Annotated in this window: 26 protein-coding genes; 25 read left to right on the top strand and 1 reads right to left on the bottom strand. The window is 28.4% G+C overall.

Annotated elements, in window-relative coordinates:
* Positions 1–235: 235 nt before the first annotated feature.
* Positions 236–1,150: a LysR family transcriptional regulator gene (locus tag KGF39_RS01525; RefSeq protein WP_054275480.1), complete on the bottom strand. Its 915-nt coding sequence runs from the start codon at positions 1,148–1,150 to the stop codon at positions 236–238.
* A 270-nt stretch (positions 1,151–1,420) separates the two neighbouring features.
* On the opposite strand from KGF39_RS01525, the gene KGF39_RS01520 reads away from it, so the two are divergent.
* From KGF39_RS01520 to KGF39_RS01400, 25 genes are all read left to right on the top strand, one after another.
* Complete coding sequence (locus KGF39_RS01520; protein ID WP_227820929.1) at positions 1,421–2,809, top strand: hypothetical protein; 1,389 nt, start codon at positions 1,421–1,423, stop codon at positions 2,807–2,809.
* A 27-nt stretch (positions 2,810–2,836) separates the two neighbouring features.
* Entirely contained in the window at positions 2,837–3,790 is a 954-nt protein-coding gene (locus KGF39_RS01515; protein WP_227820928.1) for an NAD(P)H-dependent oxidoreductase, read from the top strand.
* Positions 3,791–3,842: 52 nt separating this feature from the next.
* A complete protein-coding gene (locus KGF39_RS01510; protein ID WP_107594883.1) occupies positions 3,843–4,067 on the top strand; it encodes a hypothetical protein in 225 nt (74 codons plus the stop codon).
* Positions 4,060–4,572 (top strand): DUF1097 domain-containing protein, encoded by a 513-nt coding sequence (locus KGF39_RS01505; RefSeq protein ID WP_227820927.1) that lies wholly within the window; start codon positions 4,060–4,062, stop codon positions 4,570–4,572. The genes KGF39_RS01510 and KGF39_RS01505 overlap by 8 nt, the downstream gene beginning before the upstream one ends.
* Positions 4,573–4,603: 31 nt before the next feature.
* Positions 4,604–5,458, top strand: a complete 855-nt coding sequence (locus KGF39_RS01500; RefSeq protein WP_413927011.1) for an acetyl-CoA hydrolase — start codon at positions 4,604–4,606, stop codon at positions 5,456–5,458.
* 389 nt (positions 5,459–5,847) lie between these two features.
* A complete protein-coding gene (locus KGF39_RS19785; protein WP_255643218.1) occupies positions 5,848–5,976 on the top strand; it encodes a hypothetical protein in 129 nt (42 codons plus the stop codon).
* Between the two features lie 15 nt (positions 5,977–5,991).
* Positions 5,992–6,786 carry a MerR family transcriptional regulator gene (locus tag KGF39_RS01495; protein ID WP_227820925.1) on the top strand — a complete coding sequence of 265 codons (795 nt, stop codon included), beginning with the start codon at positions 5,992–5,994 and terminating at the stop codon, positions 6,784–6,786.
* 103 nt (positions 6,787–6,889) lie between these two features.
* The gene (locus KGF39_RS01490; RefSeq protein WP_227820924.1) at positions 6,890–7,714 is read left to right on the top strand and encodes a type II CAAX endopeptidase family protein; all 825 of its coding nucleotides are present in this window, start codon (positions 6,890–6,892) and stop codon (positions 7,712–7,714) included.
* 785 nt (positions 7,715–8,499) lie between these two features.
* Positions 8,500–10,587 carry a PTS sugar transporter subunit IIA gene (locus KGF39_RS01480; RefSeq protein ID WP_227820923.1) on the top strand — a complete coding sequence of 696 codons (2,088 nt, stop codon included), beginning with the start codon at positions 8,500–8,502 and terminating at the stop codon, positions 10,585–10,587.
* Positions 10,588–10,601: 14 nt separating this feature from the next.
* On the top strand, positions 10,602–10,889 hold the full coding sequence (locus tag KGF39_RS01475; protein ID WP_054275472.1) for a PTS sugar transporter subunit IIB: 288 nt from the start codon (positions 10,602–10,604) through the stop codon (positions 10,887–10,889).
* A 26-nt stretch (positions 10,890–10,915) separates the two neighbouring features.
* The gene (locus tag KGF39_RS01470; RefSeq protein ID WP_227820922.1) at positions 10,916–12,187 is read left to right on the top strand and encodes a PTS ascorbate transporter subunit IIC; all 1,272 of its coding nucleotides are present in this window, start codon (positions 10,916–10,918) and stop codon (positions 12,185–12,187) included.
* A gap of 56 nt (positions 12,188–12,243) precedes the next feature.
* The gene (locus tag KGF39_RS01465) at positions 12,244–12,843 is read left to right on the top strand and encodes an SIS domain-containing protein (RefSeq protein ID WP_227820921.1); all 600 of its coding nucleotides are present in this window, start codon (positions 12,244–12,246) and stop codon (positions 12,841–12,843) included.
* Between the two features lie 4 nt (positions 12,844–12,847).
* Positions 12,848–13,753 (top strand): 4-hydroxy-tetrahydrodipicolinate synthase, encoded by a 906-nt coding sequence (gene dapA, locus KGF39_RS01460; RefSeq protein ID WP_227820920.1) that lies wholly within the window; start codon positions 12,848–12,850, stop codon positions 13,751–13,753.
* Positions 13,754–13,849: 96 nt separating this feature from the next.
* Positions 13,850–14,482 carry a ketohydroxyglutarate aldolase gene (locus KGF39_RS01455; RefSeq protein WP_227820919.1) on the top strand — a complete coding sequence of 211 codons (633 nt, stop codon included), beginning with the start codon at positions 13,850–13,852 and terminating at the stop codon, positions 14,480–14,482.
* Positions 14,483–14,642: 160 nt separating this feature from the next.
* Positions 14,643–14,885, top strand: coding sequence for a hypothetical protein (locus KGF39_RS01450; RefSeq protein WP_227820918.1), 243 nt, complete (start codon positions 14,643–14,645; stop codon positions 14,883–14,885).
* Positions 14,873–15,157 carry a hypothetical protein gene (locus KGF39_RS01445; RefSeq protein WP_227820917.1) on the top strand — a complete coding sequence of 95 codons (285 nt, stop codon included), beginning with the start codon at positions 14,873–14,875 and terminating at the stop codon, positions 15,155–15,157. The genes KGF39_RS01450 and KGF39_RS01445 overlap by 13 nt, the downstream gene beginning before the upstream one ends.
* Before the next feature lie 132 nt (positions 15,158–15,289).
* Positions 15,290–17,452, top strand: coding sequence for a DUF1430 domain-containing protein (locus KGF39_RS01440; RefSeq protein WP_227820916.1), 2,163 nt, complete (start codon positions 15,290–15,292; stop codon positions 17,450–17,452).
* A gap of 4 nt (positions 17,453–17,456) precedes the next feature.
* Positions 17,457–18,074 (top strand): ABC transporter ATP-binding protein, encoded by a 618-nt coding sequence (locus tag KGF39_RS01435; RefSeq protein WP_227820915.1) that lies wholly within the window; start codon positions 17,457–17,459, stop codon positions 18,072–18,074.
* A gap of 180 nt (positions 18,075–18,254) precedes the next feature.
* A complete protein-coding gene (locus KGF39_RS01430) occupies positions 18,255–18,599 on the top strand; it encodes a zinc ribbon domain-containing protein YjdM (protein WP_227820914.1) in 345 nt (114 codons plus the stop codon).
* Positions 18,600–19,187: 588 nt separating this feature from the next.
* Positions 19,188–20,054 carry a pentapeptide repeat-containing protein gene (locus KGF39_RS01425; RefSeq protein WP_227820913.1) on the top strand — a complete coding sequence of 289 codons (867 nt, stop codon included), beginning with the start codon at positions 19,188–19,190 and terminating at the stop codon, positions 20,052–20,054.
* A gap of 113 nt (positions 20,055–20,167) precedes the next feature.
* Complete coding sequence (locus KGF39_RS01420; protein WP_054275464.1) at positions 20,168–20,572, top strand: YmaF family protein; 405 nt, start codon at positions 20,168–20,170, stop codon at positions 20,570–20,572.
* Positions 20,573–20,747: 175 nt separating this feature from the next.
* On the top strand, positions 20,748–21,197 hold the full coding sequence (locus KGF39_RS01415; RefSeq protein ID WP_227820912.1) for a GNAT family N-acetyltransferase: 450 nt from the start codon (positions 20,748–20,750) through the stop codon (positions 21,195–21,197).
* On the top strand, positions 21,167–21,451 hold the full coding sequence (locus tag KGF39_RS01410) for a DUF2268 domain-containing putative Zn-dependent protease (protein ID WP_413927059.1): 285 nt from the start codon (positions 21,167–21,169) through the stop codon (positions 21,449–21,451). Before KGF39_RS01415 ends, KGF39_RS01410 begins: the two co-directional genes overlap by 31 nt.
* 484 nt (positions 21,452–21,935) lie before the next feature.
* Positions 21,936–23,348, top strand: a complete 1,413-nt coding sequence (locus tag KGF39_RS01405) for a potassium/proton antiporter (RefSeq protein ID WP_227820911.1) — start codon at positions 21,936–21,938, stop codon at positions 23,346–23,348.
* Between the two features lie 81 nt (positions 23,349–23,429).
* On the top strand, positions 23,430–24,242 hold the full coding sequence (locus tag KGF39_RS01400; protein ID WP_227820910.1) for a MerR family transcriptional regulator: 813 nt from the start codon (positions 23,430–23,432) through the stop codon (positions 24,240–24,242).
* The last annotated feature ends 1 nt before the right edge of the window (position 24,243 follow it).

Genomic DNA, 24,243 nt, shown 5'->3' with positions numbered 1-24,243 from the left:
TTCCTTCAAAATTAATTACATATACCATAGTATGATCCTTTCAGATAATTTAACCTCACCTTACGGTGGTAAGCTCTCTTCGCCAATGTTATGAAAGGTTTTAAATATACCACACTTCACCTGCCATCAGTGATGTTTAATGATATACCGTAGAGTTTAGAACTAGAGAAGTATCCTAAAGTACCTATATATTCTTACATAACGTAGTGTAAACTTAGGCTATTCAACTAGCTTTTTACAAGCTACTACCCTTTAGGGTAGTGGCAGTTGACATTATAGAAATAAATTTTTCCAATGCTGGATTTGTATTGTTTTTATTCCATACAACTACAACCTCAATTCTATTTTGTACTTCATTTATAGGGACTATTGCAATATCACGCTCTAGCATTGTATCTGTAACACAAAATGAAGGTAAAATGGATATCCCCATGTTAGAGGCTACTAATGATTCAATAGTATTAAGATTATTTGAACGTTGTACAACATTAGGTACAAATCCCGCTTCACGATATCTATTCTGTATCATGGATTTTTGTCCATACTCATCTCCTGTTTCCTTTACAAAAATAAACTTATCATGCTGTAGTTCAATTAAATCAATAGAATCCTCATTGTAAAGTGGATGACCAGACGGTAAAAGGGCTACCAAAGAATATCTTTCTACAGTTTTATATTCAAAGTCTTTTAACGGTTGATTTTCTGGATTAATAACAAAGGCAAGGTCCATAAAATTATTTTTTACTAAGTTTAAAAGTTCGGTTATCTCATTAGTACAAATATCCATAGATATATTAGGGTATGTATTAGAAAATTCTTTTAAATATTGTTGAAATTTGTTTTTTTCATATCCTATTAAGATTCCAATACTCAAAGTTCCAAAAAAACCATGCGCAAATTGTTGTGTTTTTGCAATAGCATCATTAATATTTTTTATTATAGTGCGAGCCTCAGATAAAAAAACTTTCCCAGCTGGTGTTAGTTCAACATGTCGTTTACTTCTTGTAAATAGAGTTACATTTATTCGTTCTTCTAAAGCTTTTATTTGCTGTGTAACAGCAGTTTGGGAAATATAAAATTTTTCTGCTGTTTTGGTAAAACTTAGAGTTTCTGCTACAGATATAAAATATTCTAATTGTTTAGTATTCAAATAATCACCCCTATTTAAACTTAATTGTTTATAAGCCTTATTTATATAATTAAAACTTATTATAGTATAAGAAAATTTACTTTTAAAGAATATTGAAAAATATTTGTATAAAAATATATGTTTTGAGTATATATTTTTATCAGATTTTATAAATTTATTAATAAGAATAACTTATATATTCCCATGAAAACGATATTGGATTTAAGTAAATTTGTCTCATAAAATGAAAGTATATCAATTGATAATACTTTAAATAAGAAGGGAGAAAAAATGGAAGATAAATTTTATTCAAAAGGCAAAGGAAATAATGGATATATTAAAAATCTTGAAGTTTGTTCCTTTAATAACTTAGATGGGACTTGTGGAATGTTTCAAATGGCTCTGTATAAAAGAGATGAAAAATACTATTTATATGGATGTTGTTTTGGGGGAAGTAAAAAAAATGGAGTAATGATTAGTGATGTTACAAATCCTTATAGTCCACAATTTATAAAACATTTTCAAATGTTAGACCCCAAAGAGTATCCTACAACAACAACTCCAAAAATTCAAATAGCAGATGATTTAATGATAGTAGCTATGAGTTGTGGAAGTGGACCAGGGGCACTTGTTGACCAAACTAAGTTAGCAAGTATTAAGTGTGAAGCAGGAATTAGAATATATAGTTTAAAAGAAGACCCTTTAAACCCTAAGTTTTTAGGTTATTGGGATTGTGGCTTAAAGCATGTAATGGGTGTCCATAGATTTATGTATAACGGAGGAAGATATGTACATTTATCAAGTGACTGTGCTGGATTTGAAGGTCTGATTTACAGGGTCATAGATATAATAAATCCTACCAATCCAGTGGAAATAGGTAAATGGTGGAGACCAGACCAATATGCAGATGGGTATCCAAATAGAACTTTTGACCCAGGAGCACCTCATTGCCCAGAATTTATGGATAAAGGATGGCTTCATGGACCTCCATTTGTAAGAGATGGGAAAGCATATTGTGGTTATGGAGGAGCTGGCTTAGTTGTACTAGATGTTGAGGATTTAACAAGACCAAAATGCTTAGGTGAATTACCATTTATGCCTGCATTTTCTAGTAGGCTTGCAGGAGCAAGAACTCATACAGCACTACCATTACCAGGAAGAGATTTAGTTGTTGTTCAAAATGAGGGAGAACGATTTCAATTTTTTAAACCAGAGAGTATTACAGAGGCTCAAGCTATGAATAATATACATATGGTTGATGTTAGTGACCCAACAAAACCAACATTAATTGCTCAATTTCCATATCCTGAAGTGCCAAAAGATTTCCCATATCCTAACTTTAATGTTGCAGGACTAGGAAAACCAGGACCATTTGGTCCACATAACCTTCATGAACCAATGGATAATAAGCCATGGCTAGAGCAAAGAGGAGATAGAGTATATTGCTGTTATTTCCATGCAGGTTTAAGGGTTTATGATGTATCAGATCCATATTACATCAAAGAGTTGGCATATTTTATACCACCAAATCCCAATAAAACGCCAGAAGAATCTTATTTCCCAGGATTCCCAGGACCACGTTTAGCAGTAACAGAAGATCTTATTGTTGATGATAGAGGCTACATCATCATAGATGCCTTAGATGATGGATTCTATATATTAAAAATGAAAGAAGGTTAAATAAACACTAAAGAGGGAGAGTTAAAAATGAAAATACTAGGTATTTCTTTGGGAACAAAAAATGGAAATAATGATACAATGTGTAAAGTTGCACTTAAGGGTGCTCAAGAAGCAGGGGCTGAAGTAGAATTTATTCAAATGTCATCTATTAACATTAAACATTGTACTGGATGTTGTGCGTGTGTCAAGACTTTATTATCTGGAAAAGGTAGTATGTGTGTATTAAAAGATGATTTTGAATGGTTACTTGACAAAATGAAAGATGCTGATGGGATAATAATTTCAGACCCTATCTTTGAAGAGGGAGCATCAGGATTATTCCATACTATAATGGATCGTTTTGGACCAAGAGCAGATAGAGGAAATAATATTATAGGAACAAAAGTTTCAGAAGCTACAGGAGGAAAAATTCCAGATTCAAGAATACTTAATGATAAAGTAATATCATTCATGGGAATAGGAGGTTCTGACTGGGGTACAAGAGTTCAATGTGAACATGCTATGCTAGCTCTAATACCAATGTGGAAAGTTATAGACAATGCTTGGTTTCCATGGGCAAAGGAATTGGTAATGGATGATACAAAACTTGCTCAAGTTCATCAAATAGGTTTAAATATAGTTGAAGCAGCAAAAAATTTTGAAAAAGCTTCATACCAAGGAGAAGAGGGAGTATGTCCACATTGTCACAATAGATTATTCTACCTTGAGCCAGGTACTAAAAAATCAATATGTGCTCTATGTGGTATAGTTGGAGAATTAGATACTACAAGTGGAAAAACTGTATTTAGTTTCCCAGAAGAACAATTAGGTCATGCCCATGATACTTTAGCAGGTAAGTTTATACATGGTGATGATATTAAAAAAATGGAAGGTCATTATGAAGAAGTTCGTAAAACACCAGAATTTAAAGAAAGAAAAACAGCTTATAATTTTATAGAACCATTAACTAAAGAAAATCAAGCTGGAGTTTCATTAGGATAATAATTAAAATACTAAGACTCTTTTTTAAGGGATATTATAGGAGGCTTATTGTATGAATGAAAAGCCAAGCTTTAAACAAATTGAAATTATTCTAGTAGTTATTTGTTTAGTACTTACATATTACAATGTTAGATTAACTCCAGCATTTATTGTTATATTTATACCACTATACTTAAGTTATTTTGTAGTATCTATGATTGCAAATCAAATAGCAATGAAGCTATTAGAGATAAGGCAAGCTAGAGAAGCTACTAATTACGATATAGGAAATGTATAGAAAGAAAAAAGAAATATTAACACTGTCTATGGGGATTGCTTTACTACCTCCTTTATGGGCAGTGTTAGCACCTTATATAGGAATAAAAACTGGAGCTGTAGCACTAATCTGTGCAGGATTATATGTAACTAATGGTAATAAACAAAAAGATGGATTAAAAATAATGTTTGGTTTTTGGTGTGGAGATTTATGGGCAGTGTTGACTATTTTAATTATGGAATATATAAACTTCAATCAAAACCTAGAATTATTTTTAACACTTAGTATATTAGGTTTTTTTGCAGTTATAATTGCATCCTTATTTGAAAAAATAATTTTCCTACCATCATGGCTTTGTGGTTGGGCTATAGGTCTAACTATTATGACAAGTGAAAATATTATTAACTTACAAGATATTTGTATTCAAATTGCTGTAGCTATGGCAGTAGGAGTGTGGTATGTGGGTGCAGGTGTAGATTTGTTTACAAGATATATTTTGAGTAAAGATAAGAAAAAGGAAAATTGAAAGTATGTGAATATACTTTGATTATAGGAGAATGGTTATGGGTTTTGAATTTAAAATAATGAGAAGTTTAATATATGTAGGGCTTGCCAAGGAAGAGTATAGACCTAAATTAATGGACTGGTTATATCGTCACCATATTCCAGATAGTATTAGTACTTTTGGACCATATTGTACTAAATATGCCTTTTATCAAGCATATCCTACACCAAATGAAGGTGAGCGTTTTGGTGTACGTAAGATGCAACTAACAGAACATTATTGGCTTGTGGATGAGCATATGCCTGAGATGGCAAATAGAATTATGACAGAATATATGCCTATGGATGTTCTACGTTGGCAAGGATGTATACCAGATGTAGAGAATAAAAAGGTTCATGAGAATGCAGAAAGTGGAGATGTAGGACGTGCAGTAGGTGGAGATAACGGATGTCCACCATTTATATTTGCCTTTGTTCCAATAAATTGGGAAGAAGATTTTAGAGGAAAAGGACGTACTGTACAAGATGGACCAAACTATCGTTGGCAATTTATGATTAAGTATCCAGATGGAATTTCTAAAGAAGAAGGAGAAAAATGGTTTTATGATGAAATAGTTCCATATTTTACAAACTGTTGCTATGTTAATCGTTTTGTCAGTAGTAAAATAATAATTAACTATGGAGCAACTGCCTTTGACCGTGTAGTAGAACTATGGTTTGAAGGAGAAGAAGAATGGTATAAAGCTGTGGTTGAAGAGGCAAAAGCTTTTATTAAAAAGCCAGAATGGGCACAAGAAGAGGAATTCCCGTATTTAAAACCACAATTCAATATTGCATCAGTATTCTTAGGTGATATAGCAACTATGGATGCATATTCACAGTATCATGGATATATTACAATGAGATAAAAATTTATAGTTTATGATAAGTAGAGGATGCACTTACTATTGCTAGTAGAAGAAGACTTATGTACCCTTAAAAGTAGGTGAATATATAGTTTTATATTTAAATTTATATAAAAATAAGACTAATAAATATGAAACAATAGCATTAGAATAATTTAATAATATTTGTTAAAAGAGTATTTAGAATGTGTTTAAAGATTAAGATGTTCCTTTTATGGTGACAGATAGTTGAAATAATAAAACTGTTATCATGAAGGGAACATTTTTATCTATAGGAAATCTTTTGAAATAAAAGTTAAATATGTTTAAGAACATCTTAAAGTGAAAGAACCATTGTTAGAAATATGTAGACAATATAGTATTTATAACGTATTATATTAACAAGTTTACACTTGGGTTATGAAATAAAAAGAGTAATTCCAAAGATTGTAAATATTATGCTGGTTTTGATACTTCAAAGTTTAGGTGATGTTGTAGTTGTTAATAGAAATACGTTTAATGAGCATAAAGAATTTATCTAATAATAGGAGGACATAATGTATACAATTGGACAAGTATCTAAATTTTTAGGAATGTCTAGAGACACACTAAAATTTTATGAAGACAAAGGATTAGTAAATCCTAAGAAAAATGAAGAAAATGGATATAGAATATATAATCAGTTTGATATATATGATATTACAACGATAAACTTTTATAGAGAAATTGATATAGAAATTAAAAAGATTCAAGAAATAAGAAAAAGTAAGAGTATAAATGATTTAGAACTTTTACTAGAAGAGAAGGAACAAATCATACTAGAAGAAATAGAATATAAAAAGCTTCTCTTAAAAAAAATTCAGTTAGTCAAAGAAGATTGTGACAAAATCAAAACATATTTTGGGAAATACATAATAAAAGAAATGAAGCCTTTAGAGGTAAAGGGTAGAATAAAACATGTTACTGACTATGATGAATATAAGGTCTTAAAAGAGAATACAAACAACTTAAAAAAAGCAGTTACATTAACTGATTTAAGAAGAGTAATAAGTTTTAATGAAGAAGGTATAGTAGAAGAAAAATTTATAATTGTAAGGGAAGTAGATGAATATGACAAAATCATAGAAGGTGAAGTTTTATCTCATCCTAATTGCATTTATACTATTATTGAAGATGGCAGATGGTCAACTGGAGGAGAAAGTATTGATAATAAAGTGAAAGACAGATTAAGAGAAATAGCAATAGAAAATGAATATGAATTACTTGGAATAGTCTATGTTAATATATTGCTTACTACTTATGAAGAAGGTATTGAGCGTATATTTTTAGAGCTTTATGCACCTATAAAATAACATAAAAGCATTGACCTGAGACTTACTCATAGGTTTAAACTCATGATATAAGCAGTTATAACTTATATAGCAGTTAAATATTAATTTGAAATGAGGATTATTTATGAGAACAGATAAAGTATTAAAAAGACCTATAGTAAGTTTTATTATTCTAACAAATATAATTTTTTTACCACTTTTTTTATTGACACTAGCAACTATAATGCTAAAACTTCCAGCAGTGATATCTGATATTGCTCTGTGCATATCATCTTGGTCATCAACTTTTGCATTTATGATATTATTTAAAAAAATTTACCCAGATAAAAATTTTTTAGTATATATAAAAGGTAAATTTAGAAATAAATTTAAATTTTCAATAGTATCAATAGCAATTAGTATACAAGTTTTAATAACTATAGTAGTTATACTTATATTAGCATCTAAAAATCATGGAACAATACCTAACTTTAAAATTTCGTCATTAGGAGTGCTTATATATTTCTTCTTAAAAAATTTATTTGCAGGACCATTAGGTGAGGAATTAGGTTGGAGAGGATTTGTTCAAAATCACCTTCAGAAAAAAAATTCTCCTTTAAAAGCATCAATAATAGTAGGTTTTTGGTGGGGGATGTGGCATTTACCAATATGGTTTACAACAGGATTTAAAGAAGTTGATTTAATAAAATATATTATATTTTTTATGATTGCAATTATATCAATTAGTATTATAATGACAACTTTTTATAATCTAAATAAAACTTTAATAATACCTATTACAATACATCAACTATTTAATTTTTTTATTGGGACAATTAATGGAGATTTAATAGAGCTTATAAAGTACTATGCAATGTTATATTTAATAGTTGCAATTGTATTGATAGCTATAAATCCAGGAAATGCACTATATAAAAAATTTTCTAAAAACACAACACAAATGCTTTAATAATATAAGTGAGAACCATATCACAAATGAGTGAAATAATTCTCCTTATTAATTAATTTTAATTAATAAATATTTGTAAGTATTATCTTAAGATTTACTATATTTTTAGTAGATTTTTCACAAATAAAAATTTATAGGATAGAATTGCTTGTTATAATAGTTCCATCTTACACAAATACAACTATTGACAATTCATTTTTGTCATCATAACAATCATATAAATATTACAATGAATTTATCTGGAATGGAAGGTATGCAGAGTGTATTTCATTAGATGAAATACTTAAAAGAATGAAATAGATAAGTATCAACTTATTATATAAGAAAAAACTTTAACTTGCTTGGATTAAAATATTAAAATCAGAAGGAACAGATATTATTAAATCTTTCATTTAGATGAGTTAATTGAAGAAAAAAGGATGTAAAATTACAAGTTAAAAAACAAATTTAATACATTAGAATTATAAATAAGGCACATCAATTTTATTTTAAATTAATGTGCTTTTTACTTGTAGTAATTTATTCATAATTAGTATAGTTTCTATTCTTTAAATAAATGTTTCTTAAGTTTCTTTACCTAAAGAAACCTTTTTTATTTATAAAATCTACAGGTGTACTATAGTATCTATTTTAGATAAGTTTAATTTTTGTCTCAATCTAAAACAAAAGTTATACTTAAATGAAATTGAAAACGATAAAATTCTCAAATAAAATAAGTATTGTGGAGGTGATGAAAAAATCCAATGATAATATGAAGACTAATCTTAAGAAGAAAGTAGGGATTAATGGTAGTGGACAAAGAAATTGTATCAATTCTCCAGATTTTATTAAATAGCACATTGATTACAACTAATGGATTACAAGATGAATCTAACTCATCAAAGAGACAAATTACTTATAGAATAAATAAAATCAATGACATGCTTAAAGTAAAAAACGTACCACTTATATGTTTAAGAGCTGATAAAGATATTATCGTTAGAAAAGAAACAAAAAAAGCAATTAAAGAAATTCTAGAAAAAAACTATTCTAAGAATACTTACTATTTTAGTAAAGTTGAAAGACTTTTATATATGTATTTAATGCTTTTTATTAATATGGAGGACATCTCAATTAATCATTTTATAAATTCTATAAAAGTAAGCAGGTCTACTGTAAATCTAGATTTTAAAGACTTAATACCAAATCTTGAAAAAAAGGGTATAGAAGTCAAGAATAATCGTATAAATGGATATTACTTAGTTGGAAATGAAATGGAAATAAGGAGAGTACTTATTAAGAACATTATAGAAACTTTGTCTAAAGAAAAAAGTTCAAGAGTATTTGATATTTTTATTAAAGAATATAATTTAGACAGTTTTGAAGAAGCTAAAAAAATTATATTGAAGCTAATAAAAAAATATGAAATTACTTTTGTTGAAGATAGATTAATAGAATTTATATATATATTTATCTTTCTAAAAGCAAGGATGTGTTCAACTAGAATAGTTATTCAAGAAAATGTAGATATTCCCAATATTTCAGTTATGAGCTCAATGAAGGAATATAAATTTGCTAAGGAATTATTAGAAGTATATGAGAATGAAGAGAAGATAAAACCTCATAATGTAATGTATATTAGTGCTTGGATTTTAGGTATATCAGTAGGAAACTATGAAGAAGATACAGAAGATAAGGATGTAATTTCAAAAATTGTAAATAAAATGATGACAAGATTCGGATATCTAAGTGGAGTTTATTATATAAGTCAAGAAAAAGTATTTAAACAATTATATTCTCATTTTAGACCGGCCTATTACAGACTTTTATTTAAACTACCTATTTATAATCCAATTTGCGAAAAAGTAAAAGAAGAATATAGATTAGTTTATAGAATTGTAAGTAATGCAATGAAAGAGTTTTGTGGATTATTTGGAGAAGAAATTCAAGAAGAGGAGTTAGCATACTTGACAATGCACTTTGCAACACTTTTTTCAAATAAAAAAGAATTTGATGGTTTTAGAAAAAGGATAGCATTAATAGTTTGTTCAAATGGTGTTGGTAGTTCAGCTATTTTACATGCAGAACTTACGAACTTATTCCCTGACTTACATTTTATACCAATGTCAGAATCAGTTGGATTGGAAAATATCAGTGAACCCGTAGACATTGTATTTACTACTAATTATAATACAGAAGGTCTAAAAACAGATGTGCCAGTGATTAAAGTAAGCCCTGTTATGACCACAAAAGAAAAATATAAAATTACACGTGAAGTGTACATTCAATTAGGTGATATTTTTTTAAGACAACCTAAAATAGATGAGGTTATGGAGATAATAAAAAAATATGCAAAAGTAACTTCTGAAAGTATTCTTTCAAGTGAGTTATTAGCCTATTTTACACAAGTAGAAAATTTTACATCTAAGGAAAGAGAGGAGCCTATGCTAAGTGAGATTACTAATGAAACACTAGTAAAAATAAAGGTAAAAGCTAAGAATTGGGAGGAGGCTATTAGACAGTCAGCTTCTGCATTAGTTGAAAATAACAAAGTGACTGAGGGATATGTAGATGCCATGATTAACTCGGCAAAAGTATCTGGACCATACATAGTAATTACAAAACATGTTGCGCTTCCACATGCTAGACCAGAAGCTGGGGCAAAAGAGATTGCAATAGGTATTGCTACCTTAGATAGCCCTATTGAGTTTGGAAATGATGAGAATGACCCTGTAAAATATGTATTTTGCCTAAGTGCAATAGATAATAATAGTCATTTACGTGCTATGTCTGAACTGGTTGAATTATTGGAACAAGATGAGTTCTTTAAGATTTTGGATAGTGCTAAAGAAGCTAAAGAAATTATTGATTTTATAAAAAAACACGAACTATAAAGGAGGATTTAATTATGTATAAGATTTTAATCGCATGTAGAGCAGGAGTTGGCTCAAGTTTAATGTTAAAAATAAAGACTCAACAAATTATTAAGGAAAATAACTTTCCAATTGAAGTAGAACATGGTTCATTGGATTCATTAAATGGATTCAATGGAGATGCTGTAGAAACATTAATTGATGTTGCTGAAGAACTAAAAAATAAAAATTTGAAGTTTGATATAATTGGAATTCACAATATTGTTGACCGAAACGAAATTAAGACAGCACTAGAAAAATTCCTTGCTTCAAAAGAGGTATAAATTTAAGAAAATAGGGAGGAATGTTTATGGAGTTTATTATTAGTTTGTTGAGTACGCCTGCTGTTTTGCTAGGTGTAGTTGCATGTATAGGATTGATTCTTCAAAAGAAATCAACTGTTGAAGTATTTACAGGGTCTTCAAAAACACTTATCGGTTTTTTGATATTTGGTATTGGTGCCTCTGCTATGACAGGAGCACTTCAAAATTTCAATAAACTGTTCCAACATGGCTTTGGAATTACTGGTGTTATAGCTTCACCAGAAGCAGCTACAGCACTTGCACAAGGTACATATGGTTTTGCAGTTTCATGTACATTAATTCTTGGATTCATATTAAATTTAGTATTTGCACGTATTACAAAGTTTAAGAATATTTTCTTTACAACAGGTCATAGTTTATTCTTTTCTTGTGTATTAGTTTTAATCATGAAAGCACATGGATTCGATAATACAATCACTATTTTAATAGGTGGAGCTATATTAGGATTTATGTCTGCTGCATTGCCTCAATTCTGTCAACCCTTTATGCGTGAATTAACAGGCGGTGATGAACAAGCTATTGGTCACTTTAATATGATTGGTTATGGTCTATCAGGTTATATTGGGCGTTTATTTTCGAAACATAAAGATGATACAACAGAGACTATAGAATTTCCTAAGTGGTTATCAATATTCAGAGACTTCTTAATGGGTCTATCCATAGTTATGCTAATCTTATTTTATATTGCAACATTAAAAGCTGGTCAAGCATTTACTCAAGAGATTGCTGGCTCAACACATTGGTTAGTATTTCCGCTTATAGAGGCATTTACATTTGTAGCTGGTATGTCAATACTGATGTCAGGTGTTCGTATGTTCTTAGCCGAAATAACTGCAGCATTCGTAATCATTTCAGAAAAGTATATTCCAGGGTCACGTCCTGCACTAGATGTTCCAACAGTATTCCCATATGCACCAAATGCAGTTATTATTGGATTTATCTCAGCATATGCTGCTGGTCTATTAGCGATTGCTATTATGGCATCATTTCCTAGTATATTCCCTGTAGTAATTATTCCAGCTGCTCACATATGTTTCTTCTCAGGTGGTACAGCTGCAATATTTGGTAATACTTCAGGTGGATGGAGAGGGGCTATTGCTGGGTCGTTCGTTGTAGGATTATTACTTGCATTTTTACCAGTTATACTATATCCAGTTTATGGAACTCTTGGTATAGAGGGTGCAACTTTCCCTAACATTGATTATAACGTAGTTGGTTCAATATTACATAATATTTTACAATTCATAAAACCTATTTAGACTAAATTATGTAAAAGTCTAAGTATAGTCACTATAATTTCAAGGAGGATAGTCTTATGGAAAATACATTATCTGCATTTTTAGACACTCTATCTAGTGAAGTATCAGAATTTATTGCCTCAATAGATGAGACGTCTATAAATAAAGCATGTGATTTAATTTTTGAAGCTGAAAGGAATCATGGACGTGTACATGTGACTGGTATTGGTAAACCAGGGCATGTATCAGGATATATTTCCTCACTGCTTTCATCTACTGGAACACCAGCATATATATTGCATGGTACAGAAGCAGTACATGGGTCAAGTGGTCAAGTAGTTGAAGGAGATGTTGTTATTGCAATATCAAATAGTGGTGAAACTCAAGAGTTAAAAGCAACTATTGAAACACTAAAAATAAATGGAGCAAGGATAATTGGTGTAAGTGGTAATGCTAATTCATTTTTAAAGAATATTTGTGATATATTCTTGTTCGCAGGAGTTAATCAGGAAGGGGATTGTCTTAATAAAGCTCCTCGTGCTTCAATTCTAGCTGAAACAATAGTATTACAATCATTAAGTGTCGCATTACAATATGCTAAAGGTCTTAATACACAACAGTATTTGAAGTGGCATCCAGCAGGAAGTCTTGGAAAGTCTATTAGAGAGGGAATATAATTTTATGAAATATAAAGGCATTATATGTGCAATGATAACACCATTTGATAAAAATCAAAATATAAATCAACAAGCAACATGCAAATTAATCGATTATTTAATTGAAAAAGGAATCTATGGATTATTTATTTTGGGAACTAATGGTGAATGTCATGTATTGACAGATGATGAAAAAGTTGAATTTGCAAAGATTGTTATCAATCACACTAACAACCGTGTACCTGTTTTTGTTGGAACAGGCGGTAATTCAACTCGTGAAGTTATAAGTTTATCCAAGAGAATGGAAACTATTGGAGCAAGTGCGCTATCTATTATTACACCATACTTTGTAACACCAACACAGGAGGAATTAATTTTACATTATAAAACTATTGTTGATTCAGTTAATTTACCTATTATGATGTACAACATGCCAGGGAAGACTGGAATTAATATTGAACCAGAGTCAGTGTGTGAATTGTCAAAGATAAAGACTATTATTGGAATTAAGGATAGTAGTGGTAAACTTGACAACATGAAAGCTTATATTGAAGTAACTAAGAGTGAGGATTTCAGTGTATTTTCAGGTTCAGATTCACTTATTCTTGAAAGCTTGAGAGCTGGTGCTCAAGGTGCTGTTGCTGCAACAGCAAACTTTCTTACAGAAATTGATATTGCCATTTATGATAACTTTATGAAAGGTAATTTGAAAGAGGCTCAAAAAGCTCAAAATAGTATAGAAGAACTTCGCCGTATCTTAAAGCTTGGAACAATTCCATCTGTTATAAAGAAAACTGTTGCCTTGAATGGAATTAATGTTGGGAATGCACGACTTCCTGTAACTGAACCAACTGGAGAAGTACTTGAAGAAATTAAGAGAGTAGTTGAAAATTATAGAGTATTATTTAATAAAAATAGTGAGAGTAGATAGGGCAATTAGACTGGTATATGACTAACATATGTATCATAAAATGAGGTTTAAATTAATGGAGAAGCGAAGTGGTTTGATGAATATAGAGGTGATGATATGAAAAAGGTGAATATAACTAAAAGAATGGCAGAATGTGGGGCTCTTGCAATTGTAAGAGAAGAAACACTTAATCGTGCATGTGAAATTGCTGAAGGTTGTATAAAAGGTGGCATAACAGTTATAGAAATGAGTTATACCTTGAATAATGCTGGAGAAACAATTCAAGAGCTTAATAAAAAATATGGCGAAGCACTTTGTGTGGGAGCAGGGACGGTTTTGGATAGTGAAACAGCTCGTCATGCTATTTTACATGGAGCTCAATTTATTATTGCACCAAATTACAATGAAGATGTAGCAAAAACTTGCAATAGATATCAAATTCCTTATGCTCCAGGATGCACATCATTGACTGAAGCAGTAGAGGCACTGAGTTTAGGCGCTGCCTTTATCAAGGCTTTTCCAATATCAGATTTCTATGGACCTAAACTAGTAAATGTATTTAAAACGCCAATACCTGATATGCCGGTTTTAGCAAGTGGTGGAATTAATTTTGGAAACTTACATGTATGGCTGGAAAATGGAGTTGATGTATGCGGATTTGGTGGTTTATTAACTAAAGGTACTGTTGGGGATATTGCTGAAAATGCTAAAAAGATTCGTGAAATTATTAAAAATATAAGAGAAGTTTAACCTTTAGGCTGTATCATAGTAGTTTATAATTGCTATGATACAGCCTTTTTAATCTTTGTTACCTTAATTTAGAATATAGATAAAATCAGTAATGCAACTATATAAGGATTGTGAATCGATTAATATATAAATATAATTAAGTTGAGATGAGGTGATAATATTGAACTTTGGAAAAAATTTAAATAAGTCAGAAGATGAACTTTTAGAGAATTTCATGATATGTGGTTTTATAGTGGGGATATCAATTGGATTTATTACAGATAATTTTATGTGGAGAGTAGTAGGTAGTTTTATAGGTATGGGAATTGGTTATTTGATAGAATGTGTAAATAAAAAAGGTAGAACAAACAATAAAGATTTCAGTGTTATGGAGATTATGAAAATCTTTTTGTGGATGATTTAGTTTTTTATTGCCGATATATTCACATGTTAAGACCTGAGCTAGAAGCATTGTTCTTTAGCAAATGTATTCATTCTACCCTTCAATGTGCATGTAGAGAAGGTAAAGTTTTCAATGGATTTATTGGATTTGATGAATGTACATGGCTATGTCTATGGACGCAAGAAGAAATAAGTACATTATCATTGAAATATTGTTTGGTAAAAATAAATAATAACCTTAAAACAGTTGATTATAAAAAATTAACTGTTTTAAGGTTATTTTTATCTTTATGACAAAATAGACACTTGCCATTTAGAATGTGACAATATAGTAGTTGTTTAGAAGAGGTATAAAATATTATACTTTAATTAAGGTAAAATGTATTTTTGCTTTTAGAATGAAAATAATTAGGAGGGGAGCTATAAATGAAAAAGATAATATATGTATTATTTACAATTGAACTATTAATAGTATCTTTATTAGGTCTGAATATAGTTAAAGATAATGAAATTAATAATATTTTGTATAATGATACAACAAGTATATCTGTAATGTTTAAAGATTATAAAAAATTAGATAAAAATTATAGTAAGTGGATTAAAGATATTGCAGATGAAAATGATGTGACCATATCAAAGTATGTTTTTAATAATAATGAAAAATTATCTATATATACGACTGATACAAGTTTGGATAACAACATAAAGTTAAAATTAGGAGAATTCCCTAATGCTAATTCAAATGAATTTATTAGTAATATAAATACTAATAATAGTAATCAAGTAGGTAAATTCTCAACTATGAGTAAAGACATATCAATTTTGATTAGAGATTTTGATAAAATAAGTGAAGTTGGAGAATCAGGAATCTTATATATTTCAACTCAAAATGAAGATACAATAAATAAAATATTAAAAGAGTTAAATGTAGACAGAAGTGTTTTTGTAGCAAAACTACATGATAGATATGTTGATTCAAATTTATACTTAAATCCTTCAATAATTAGAGATTTAATATTAATTATTCTTTGCTTCTTGGCTACAATAATACATTATTCAGTTAGTGTGAGTAGAGAGGCTTCTATTTTAAGATTAAATGGATATTCTAAGTTAGATATAATTATTAGAGTTTTAAGAAATATACTTAGAATTATGATTTTATCATCTATCACAGCATTCTTAATATATATAATCTATATTTTAAAGTTAAACTTGGGTGTTAAAGCATGTTTATACTTTGTTATATTTTCAATTGCATGTATTTTGATAAATATTTTTATAACCACATTAATAGTTAGTTTTAATAGTAGAAGTTCTAAATATGTGTTAGCTCTAAATGGGAAAAAATCTTATGGTTTTATAAATATAATGCATTTCACACTGAAAATTGTATTTGTATCATTTCTTGTATTATCCATAAATAACTGTATTTCAAATTATAATATGCTACAAACTCAGTTAGGAAATCTATCTGAGTGGGATAAAGCAAAAAATGTTTATAATCTTACTCTTAAAGATACAGGCGAACAATCTTTAGGAAAGGAAGAAGTAATTAAAAATGCTAAGATTAAAGGCTTCTATAAAAGTTTAGTAGAAGAAAAAGATGCTTTCTTAATTGATACAACTAATTTTGAAAAACTTGAAAATGGAAGTTACATGTATGAAATAAACTCGAGGGGTAAAAACCCAGAAGTAAGTCAATATGGTAAAAATATAAAGATAAATAAGAACTATCTTAAAGTTAACCCTATTTATTCAAATGGCAAAGAAATATTTAATCTAATTAATTATGACGATAAGACTATAAATTTATTAGTTCCTAAAAAATTACAAGTACATGAAAATGAGATTAAAAAAGAATTTAGAGAATTATTTTACTTTGAAAAAATAGAAGTAGAAAATATGTATAATGAGGAGTTAAATAGAGATTTAAATAAAACAAAGAAATCAGATTTAAATGTTAACATAATATATGTAGATAATAATCAAAGCTATTTTACTTATAACTCATTTGTTATGGATGACAATAGAAATCTCATTGATGACCCAATAGCAATAATTGACATAGATAATATTGATGATTCTTTTTATCTTTCTTATATATCTAGATGTGTCTATTTTAATTCTAAGAAATTAGATGCTCTTGCAGATATAAGTAATATTATTGAAGCTCAAGATGTAGAAGCGTATATTAAAAGTTTACATGCTGTTTACAATGAGTATGGTTTAGAAATAAATAAACTAGAAAAATCTTTGAATAGTGAGATTTTCACTATAATAATAATAGCAATATCAAACTTAATGATTACCTACAATATAGTAGCTAGCTACTATGAAAGAAACAAATATAAGCTATATATTAAAAAAATATTTGGTTATTCGACTACATCTAGAAGTATATTGTTAATAATCTCATTAATATTAACAAATATTATTCCAATAAGCATTATATCAACAAGAGTAGATTTAAATAACAACATTATCTTATTTGGACTTCTAATATTAGTTGTAGAATTAATTATATCTATTATATTAGACAAGATTATCTCAAATAGTTCATTTAATAAAATTATAAAAGGAGAACATTAAAAAGATGATTTCATTAATAAATATATCGAAAAAATTTAAAGATAAATCTATAATAGACAATTTTAACCTAGAAATTTCTAAGGGCGAGTTTGTAGCGATAACAGGAAACAGTGGTTCAGGTAAGACAACTTTACTTAATATAATGGGATTATTAGAAAAACCTAATTCTGGTGATATTATAATAAATAATATAAAAAATCCAAATAGTAAACAGATAAGAATTTTACAAAGGGATTTTTATGGTTATCTATTTCAAAATTATGCTTTAATTGAGAATGAAAATGTTGAAAATAACTTGAAAATTGCTTTAAAGTATCAAAAAAATATCAACCATAATGAAAAAATAAATTACGCACTTGAGTCTGTAGGTCTTAGAAAATACAATAAAAAAAAGATATACGAATTGAGTGGAGGAGAACAACAAAGGGTAGCGTTAGCAAGAGTAATATTAAAAGAATGTGAAGTAATATTTGCAGATGAACCTACAGGTAATTTAGATAAAAAAAATAGAGACATAGTATTTGATATACTTAAAAGTCTAAATAAGAATGGTAAAACTATCGTATTTGTAACTCATGATTTAGAGTTATCGGAGCAGGCAGATAGAGTCATAAAATTGTAATAATATCAACATATAAGAAAGAGATTACAGCTAAATCAAGTTTAATAATACCACGAATAGAATTTAAACATTAAGTAAATTAGTAGTTTGTAAATATAAGTATAATATGATATCATAAAGGCTCAAAAGAAATTTTATATAATAAGAAATCTAAAAATAACAAATGGAGGACATATAAAGATGGAAAATTTACCAAATTGCCCGAAATGTAATTCAGAATATACTTATGAAGATGGAACTCCTTTAGTTTGCCCAGAATGCTCTCATGAATGGGCATTAGGATTGGGAGCTGAAGAAGATTCAAATATTATCAAAGATACAAATGGAAATGTATTAAATGATGGAGATTCTGTTACAGTAATTAGAGACCTTAAAGTAAAAGGAAGTTCATCATCTATAAAGATTGGAACAAAAGTGAAAAATATACGTTTAATCCATGACCCATCAGATGGACATGATATAGAATGTAAGATAGATGGTTTTGGAGCTATGAAACTAAAATCTTCTGTTGTTAAAAAAGCGTAAAATTATAAATAAACTATGTTGTTTATAATTTTCTATTACAGTATAAAACCATAAGAGTCTATTAAGTAATTAAAGTTTATTTATCTTTATATTTTCTTATGGTTTTATTAAGTACAGATTTTATTAATGTATAGTTGAAATAGGTTTATTCCTCAATAGATATTCTGAACATCTTACCTATTCGCTCATAAAGTCTGTTATCACTTCTACTAATATATTCACCAATACATTTATCCAATCTATTATACAGAGTAAAAACTTTAGGACGACTGGATTTTACTAAAGGCTTTGAGCTTTTTCCATAGTAATATGGAATAATGATGTCTTGTAACCAACATACCCCATTTCCTCAATCTTCAGAAGAAATATGAAAATAATTGGATACTAAAATATTCTCTCCTCTACAACTATATTTAAAATAAGCTTTAGCATAAAAAGTATTGTTACAAATATCAAGAAACTTATGTATACTATTGGAATAAATGATATCTTAAATTATAATTAAGCATAAGAAATGTTAAATAAGAGATTTGATTATAACTTAGTTATAAATAATATATTATTAAAAAAAGTTTAAAAGGAGAAAATATGATAAATATACATAAAAATATATACAATAATAAGTTATTTGATGAGCTAAAAATTGACTGTAAGAAGTGTTTTGGACTTTGTTGTGTAGCTCTTTATTTTTCTGCTTCAGATGGATTTCCTATTGATAAGGAATCAGGAAAGCCCTGTATTAATTTGCAATCAGATTTTAAATGTTCTGTACATAATAATCTTATGAAGCGAGGTTTTAAAGGGTGCACTGCATATGATTGCTTTGGTTCAGGTCAAAAAGTAGCACAAGTAACATATAAGGGTATAGACTGGATGCAATCACCAGAAGTATCAAATCAAATGTCTGAAGTATTTTTAATTATGAGACAGCTACATGAAATGTTATGGTACCTTAAAGAAGCATCTGTATTAAATATATCAGACACAATCAAATCAAAAATTGACTTAATAATTGAAGAAACTGAAAAGATAACTAATATGACTCCAGAAAAGCTAATTGATTTGGATATCACATCACATAGAGCAAAGGTTAATTCATTATTATCACAAGCGAGTGATTCTGTAATGGAAAAAGCTAAATCATTTATCAAGACTTCTACTCTTAAAAATATGAAAAAATTAAGCAAAAATATAGATTTAATAGGAGCAGACCTTAGAAAAACAAATCTAATAGGAGCAGATTTAAAGTGGCGATTTCTAATAGCAGCAAATTTAAAGGATGCAGATTTGAGTGGAGCAAATTTAATAGGAGCAGATTTAAGAGATTGTGATATTAGAGGTGCTAATCTTGAGAATAGTATATTTTTAACACAATTACAAGTTAATACTGCAAAAGGAGACTCTAATACGAAGTTGCCAACCTCACTAGTACATCCTAAATACTGGGAAAAATAATTAAAATAAATACATAATTTTACAAAATATGAACTTTTTTGACTTTAATTCATACTATATATTAGAGATTCCTTAAAAGAATTTCTTAATATAATATAGGGAGAGATATAAAAATGAGTTATCAAAATTATAAATGTGAAAGAGATTATGTATATGATGATTATAAATATAATAAATGTAACAAGTGCTATAATGATTATGAGGAAATGACACATGTTCATGAATACTCACAAAGTGTTAAGTTAGCAGAAGAATGTGATGATAGACATAATCACCGTGCAGCAGGAGTTACTGGTGAAGTTATACCAATAAATGGTGGTACAAATCATGTTCATAAAATAAATGATAATGTAGATTTCCTTGACCATTTCCATAAGATATGTGTTACAACAGGACCAGCAATTAGAATACCTGGAACTGATAAACACATTCACTTAGTATGTGGAGAAACTACTGTTAATGATGGTCACTGCCATAAATTCCTTTTTACTACTCAAATAGAAGCTCCTTTAGTATAAACTAATGTGAATTATTGTAGTAAATTTGCTAGATTATAGTATATAAATGCTAAAAATATATAATAGATAATATTTAAACTTAATGAGGACTATGATATTTAACCTTCATAGTCCTTTCTAAGTTTTGTATAAAGAAGTGTTATACAATTAAAAGTAATATAGAAAGGAAATTTTTATGAAATCTGGAATAATTTTTGAAATGAAACAAATAAATTCAACAGAATATGAAGAAATGTTGCAAGTCTGGGAATCGTCAGTAAGAGCAACTCATAATTTTTTAACAGAAAAAGATATTGAATCTTTGATACCATTAGTTGAAATTGGGCTTAAAGAAGTAGAACATATAGTTTGTATAAAAGATAATGATTCAATAAAGGCTTTTATAGGGATAGATAAAGATAAAGTTGAGATGCTGTTTATAGAAGATAAATATAGAGGAAATGGCATTGGTAAAAAATTAATAACATATGCTATAGATAAATACAATGTAAAATATGTTGATGTAAATGAACAAAATAAAAAAGCTGTGGGATTTTATATTCACTTAGGCTTTAAAGAGTTTGATAGGTCTGAAATAGATGGACAAGGTAATCCATTTCCAATATTACATATGAAATTAATTTAAAATTATACTTCTCACTTATTCACAAAAATGCTTTAAAAGAAACTGGATTTCAAAATATAACATCCTATCTTTATGGTGATGACATAGCTAAAATGCAAGGATATTTTCCAGTGGGATTACCTTATTGTGCAGGATATGCTTTTGGATATCATATGATTAAGTATTATTTAGAAAAGACAAACAAATCAATAATCGAAGCTACTTCATTGCCTTATAGTGAGATAATAGAAGCAATAAAAGAGTTTTGGGAATAAATTTTATGAATTGCATAATTTGAAAAAAATTATGCAATTATTCTATTTTTGAGAAAAAATAAATTGACAATAAATTATAAGAAATATACAATAATATATATAAAGAAGTATTTCAATATATAAAAGTTTTAAGATTTCATATCTAAAGTATCTAATATTACATGTTAGTTTCTTACTACTTATCTAACTACTTTGTATTTCATAGTTATATATAAAATTACTATAAAAAAATGAAATATATTAAACAATCAATTGAAAAATGAAATATTAATTAAAAAAAATTCAAATTATAAATACTAAATGAATAGAATTAAAATAAATATATAAATTTAAGTATAATGCTCATACTTTAATGTATTGTGAAATTTTTATTGTACTTTATAAACCATAACTTATAAAACTTATGTCATGTTATATTTGAACAAGTAATAAAATTGTAGATATAAATTAATCTACAAAATTTATATGAAATGGAGTTGATGCTATGACAGAATTGATGATTATAAGTGGATTAGTGCTATTGATTTGTATAACCTCTAGCAAGGTATTATATAAATTTGGAGTACCAATATTATTAATTTTTATACTATTAGGGATGTTATTTGGGTCTGATGGAATGGTTGGAATTTATTTTGACAACTATGAATTAACAAAACAATTATGTTCTATTGGGCTAATATTTATAATGTTTTTTGGGGGATTTGGAACAAATTGGAATATGGCTAGACCCGTTGCAATACCTTCTATATTAATGTCCTCATTAGGTGTAATAATTACAGCAGGTGTCACAGGTATCTTTTGTCATATGGTAATAGGAACTAGTTTATTTGAAGGTTTGCTAATTGGAGCAATAGCAGCTTCAACAGATGCAGCATCTGTATTTGCCGTATTACGTTCTCAAAAACTAAATTTAAAAGGTTCTCTTGCCTCATTATTGGAAGTTGAAAGTGGAAGTAATGACCCAATAGCATATATGTTAACACTAATTATTTTGACATTGATGAATAATTCTGGGGTAGAACTTATTGTACCAATGGTAATAAAACAAATAGCTTTTGGGCTAGCTATAGGATTTGTACTAGCAAAATTGTCTGTTTATATTTTAAGAAATTCAAACTTCGAGATAGAAGGGTTTTATGCTATATTTATAACAGCTATTGCAATACTTTCTTATGCATTTAGCGAGTATATTGGAGGAAATGGATATTTAAGTGTTTATATTTCAGGTATTATTATAGGAAATAGTAAGATACCTCTTAAAAAAAGTTTGGTTCATTTCTTTGATGGAATTTCATGGATTATGCAAATAATGTTATTTTTTATGTTAGGATTGTTATCTTTCCCTTCCAAGTTACCAAATGTATTTGGTATAGCAATGGGCATATCTATATTCATGATAGTTATTGCAAGACCATTAGCAACATTCATAGTTCTGGCAAAATTTAAATTCTCAAATAAAGAAAAATTATTCATATCATGGGTAGGTCTTAGGGGTGCTGCATCAGTAGTTTTTGCAATTCATGCAGTTACTCAAGGCGTAATCATAGAAAATGACATATTTCATATAATATTTTTTATAGCGTTACTTTCAGTAGGTATACAAGGTACATTGATACCAACTGTAGCCAAAAAACTGGACTTAGTTGATGATAATACACCTGTATTAAAAACATTTAATGATTATGATGGAGAAATTAGCTCTAAGCTTATAGAAGTAAATGTTGATGAGAGTAGCAAGTGGGCAAATAAGAGTATAATAGACTCTAATATACCAGAAGATATATTAATAGTTATGATAAAACGAAATGAGCAGGTTTTAGTACCTAAAGGTTCAACTGTAATAAAAGCAGGGGATATATTGGTATTGAGTGGAGATAGAATTGAAGAATTAATATAATTATAATTTATTTTGTATTGACTTTAACCTAAGGGGAAGGTTTAAACTTAAATTAATCAAATCTAATGCGCAGGTGATGAGATGTTTTCTATAGGAATGTTTTCTAAAATAAATAAAATAACTACAAAGACATTAAGGTATTATGAAGATATAGGCTTGTTAAAACCAGAATATGTAGATGAATTTACAAAATATAGGTACTATACAACTGAGCAATTACCTAAATTACATCAGATAATAACTTTAAAACAAATGGGTTTATCGTTAGCTGATATAAAAAAAGCTGTAGAAAATCCTGAAGAGGTTGAAAATATTTTAATGAATAAAGAAAAAGAAATGTTAGATGTAATTAAAAGTGAAGAATATAAGCTTATTAAACTACGTAACTACCTTATGAATTTGAAAGGAGAAGTCAATATGAATGATGTAATTATTAAGTCTTTACCAAAAGTTAAAGTTGCTTCTATGAGAAAAGTATTAAAGGGGTATGATGAACTTTTCAATTTATTTCCAAATGTAATGGCTGAAGAAATGATGAAAACGGGGTGTGAATGTGCAGTTCCAGATTATTGTTTCAATATATATCATGATGGCGAATATAGAGAGACCAATATGGATGTTGAGATGTGTCAAGCTATAAATGGCTTAAAAGAAGACACCGATATATTAAAATTCAAAGAATTAGATGAAATCGAAAATGCAGTTTGTATATTACACAATGGTCCATATTCAACATTAGGAAAAACTTATGCAGATGCATTTAAATGGATAGAGGATAATAAATATGAAGTGATTGGAAATCCTAGAGAATCTTATATAGATGGTATATGGAATAAAGAGCATGAAGAAGATTGGCTAACAGAAGTTCAGATACCAGTGAAACGTGCATTATAAT

The sequence above is a fragment of the Clostridioides sp. ZZV14-6345 genome (assembly GCF_020657775.1).
In the GTDB taxonomy this organism is placed as follows: Bacteria; Bacillota; Clostridia; order Peptostreptococcales; family Peptostreptococcaceae; genus Clostridioides; species Clostridioides difficile_D.
The sequence above is the reverse complement of the archived record's forward strand: the minus strand, read 5'-3'. Positions and strand labels throughout refer to the sequence as shown.

Excerpts from the sequence above, each read along its gene's own strand:
- KGF39_RS01515 (WP_227820928.1), top strand. The coding sequence starts at position 2,837 with ATGAAAATACTAGGTATTTCTTTGGGAACAAAAAATGGAAATAATGAT.
- KGF39_RS01440 (WP_227820916.1), top strand. The coding sequence starts at position 15,290 with ATGAAAAAGATAATATATGTATTATTTACAATTGAACTATTAATAGTA.
- KGF39_RS01510 (WP_107594883.1), top strand. The coding sequence starts at position 3,843 with ATGAATGAAAAGCCAAGCTTTAAACAAATTGAAATTATTCTAGTAGTT.
- KGF39_RS01475 (WP_054275472.1), top strand. The coding sequence starts at position 10,602 with ATGTATAAGATTTTAATCGCATGTAGAGCAGGAGTTGGCTCAAGTTTA.
- KGF39_RS01505 (WP_227820927.1), top strand. The coding sequence starts at position 4,060 with ATGTATAGAAAGAAAAAAGAAATATTAACACTGTCTATGGGGATTGCT.
- KGF39_RS01520 (WP_227820929.1), top strand. The coding sequence starts at position 1,421 with ATGGAAGATAAATTTTATTCAAAAGGCAAAGGAAATAATGGATATATT.
- KGF39_RS01490 (WP_227820924.1), top strand. The coding sequence starts at position 6,890 with ATGAGAACAGATAAAGTATTAAAAAGACCTATAGTAAGTTTTATTATT.
- KGF39_RS01420 (WP_054275464.1), top strand. The coding sequence starts at position 20,168 with ATGAGTTATCAAAATTATAAATGTGAAAGAGATTATGTATATGATGAT.
- KGF39_RS01405 (WP_227820911.1), top strand. The coding sequence starts at position 21,936 with ATGACAGAATTGATGATTATAAGTGGATTAGTGCTATTGATTTGTATA.
- KGF39_RS01480 (WP_227820923.1), top strand. The coding sequence starts at position 8,500 with ATGGTAGTGGACAAAGAAATTGTATCAATTCTCCAGATTTTATTAAAT.
- KGF39_RS01455 (WP_227820919.1), top strand. The coding sequence starts at position 13,850 with ATGAAAAAGGTGAATATAACTAAAAGAATGGCAGAATGTGGGGCTCTT.
- KGF39_RS01430 (WP_227820914.1), top strand. The coding sequence starts at position 18,255 with ATGGAAAATTTACCAAATTGCCCGAAATGTAATTCAGAATATACTTAT.
- KGF39_RS01500 (WP_413927011.1), top strand. The coding sequence starts at position 4,604 with ATGGTTATGGGTTTTGAATTTAAAATAATGAGAAGTTTAATATATGTA.
- KGF39_RS01425 (WP_227820913.1), top strand. The coding sequence starts at position 19,188 with ATGATAAATATACATAAAAATATATACAATAATAAGTTATTTGATGAG.
- KGF39_RS01400 (WP_227820910.1), top strand. The coding sequence starts at position 23,430 with ATGTTTTCTATAGGAATGTTTTCTAAAATAAATAAAATAACTACAAAG.
- dapA (WP_227820920.1), top strand. The coding sequence starts at position 12,848 with ATGAAATATAAAGGCATTATATGTGCAATGATAACACCATTTGATAAA.
- KGF39_RS01495 (WP_227820925.1), top strand. The coding sequence starts at position 5,992 with ATGTATACAATTGGACAAGTATCTAAATTTTTAGGAATGTCTAGAGAC.
- KGF39_RS01415 (WP_227820912.1), top strand. The coding sequence starts at position 20,748 with ATGAAATCTGGAATAATTTTTGAAATGAAACAAATAAATTCAACAGAA.
- KGF39_RS01470 (WP_227820922.1), top strand. The coding sequence starts at position 10,916 with ATGGAGTTTATTATTAGTTTGTTGAGTACGCCTGCTGTTTTGCTAGGT.
- KGF39_RS01435 (WP_227820915.1), top strand. The coding sequence starts at position 17,457 with ATGATTTCATTAATAAATATATCGAAAAAATTTAAAGATAAATCTATA.
- KGF39_RS01465 (WP_227820921.1), top strand. The coding sequence starts at position 12,244 with ATGGAAAATACATTATCTGCATTTTTAGACACTCTATCTAGTGAAGTA.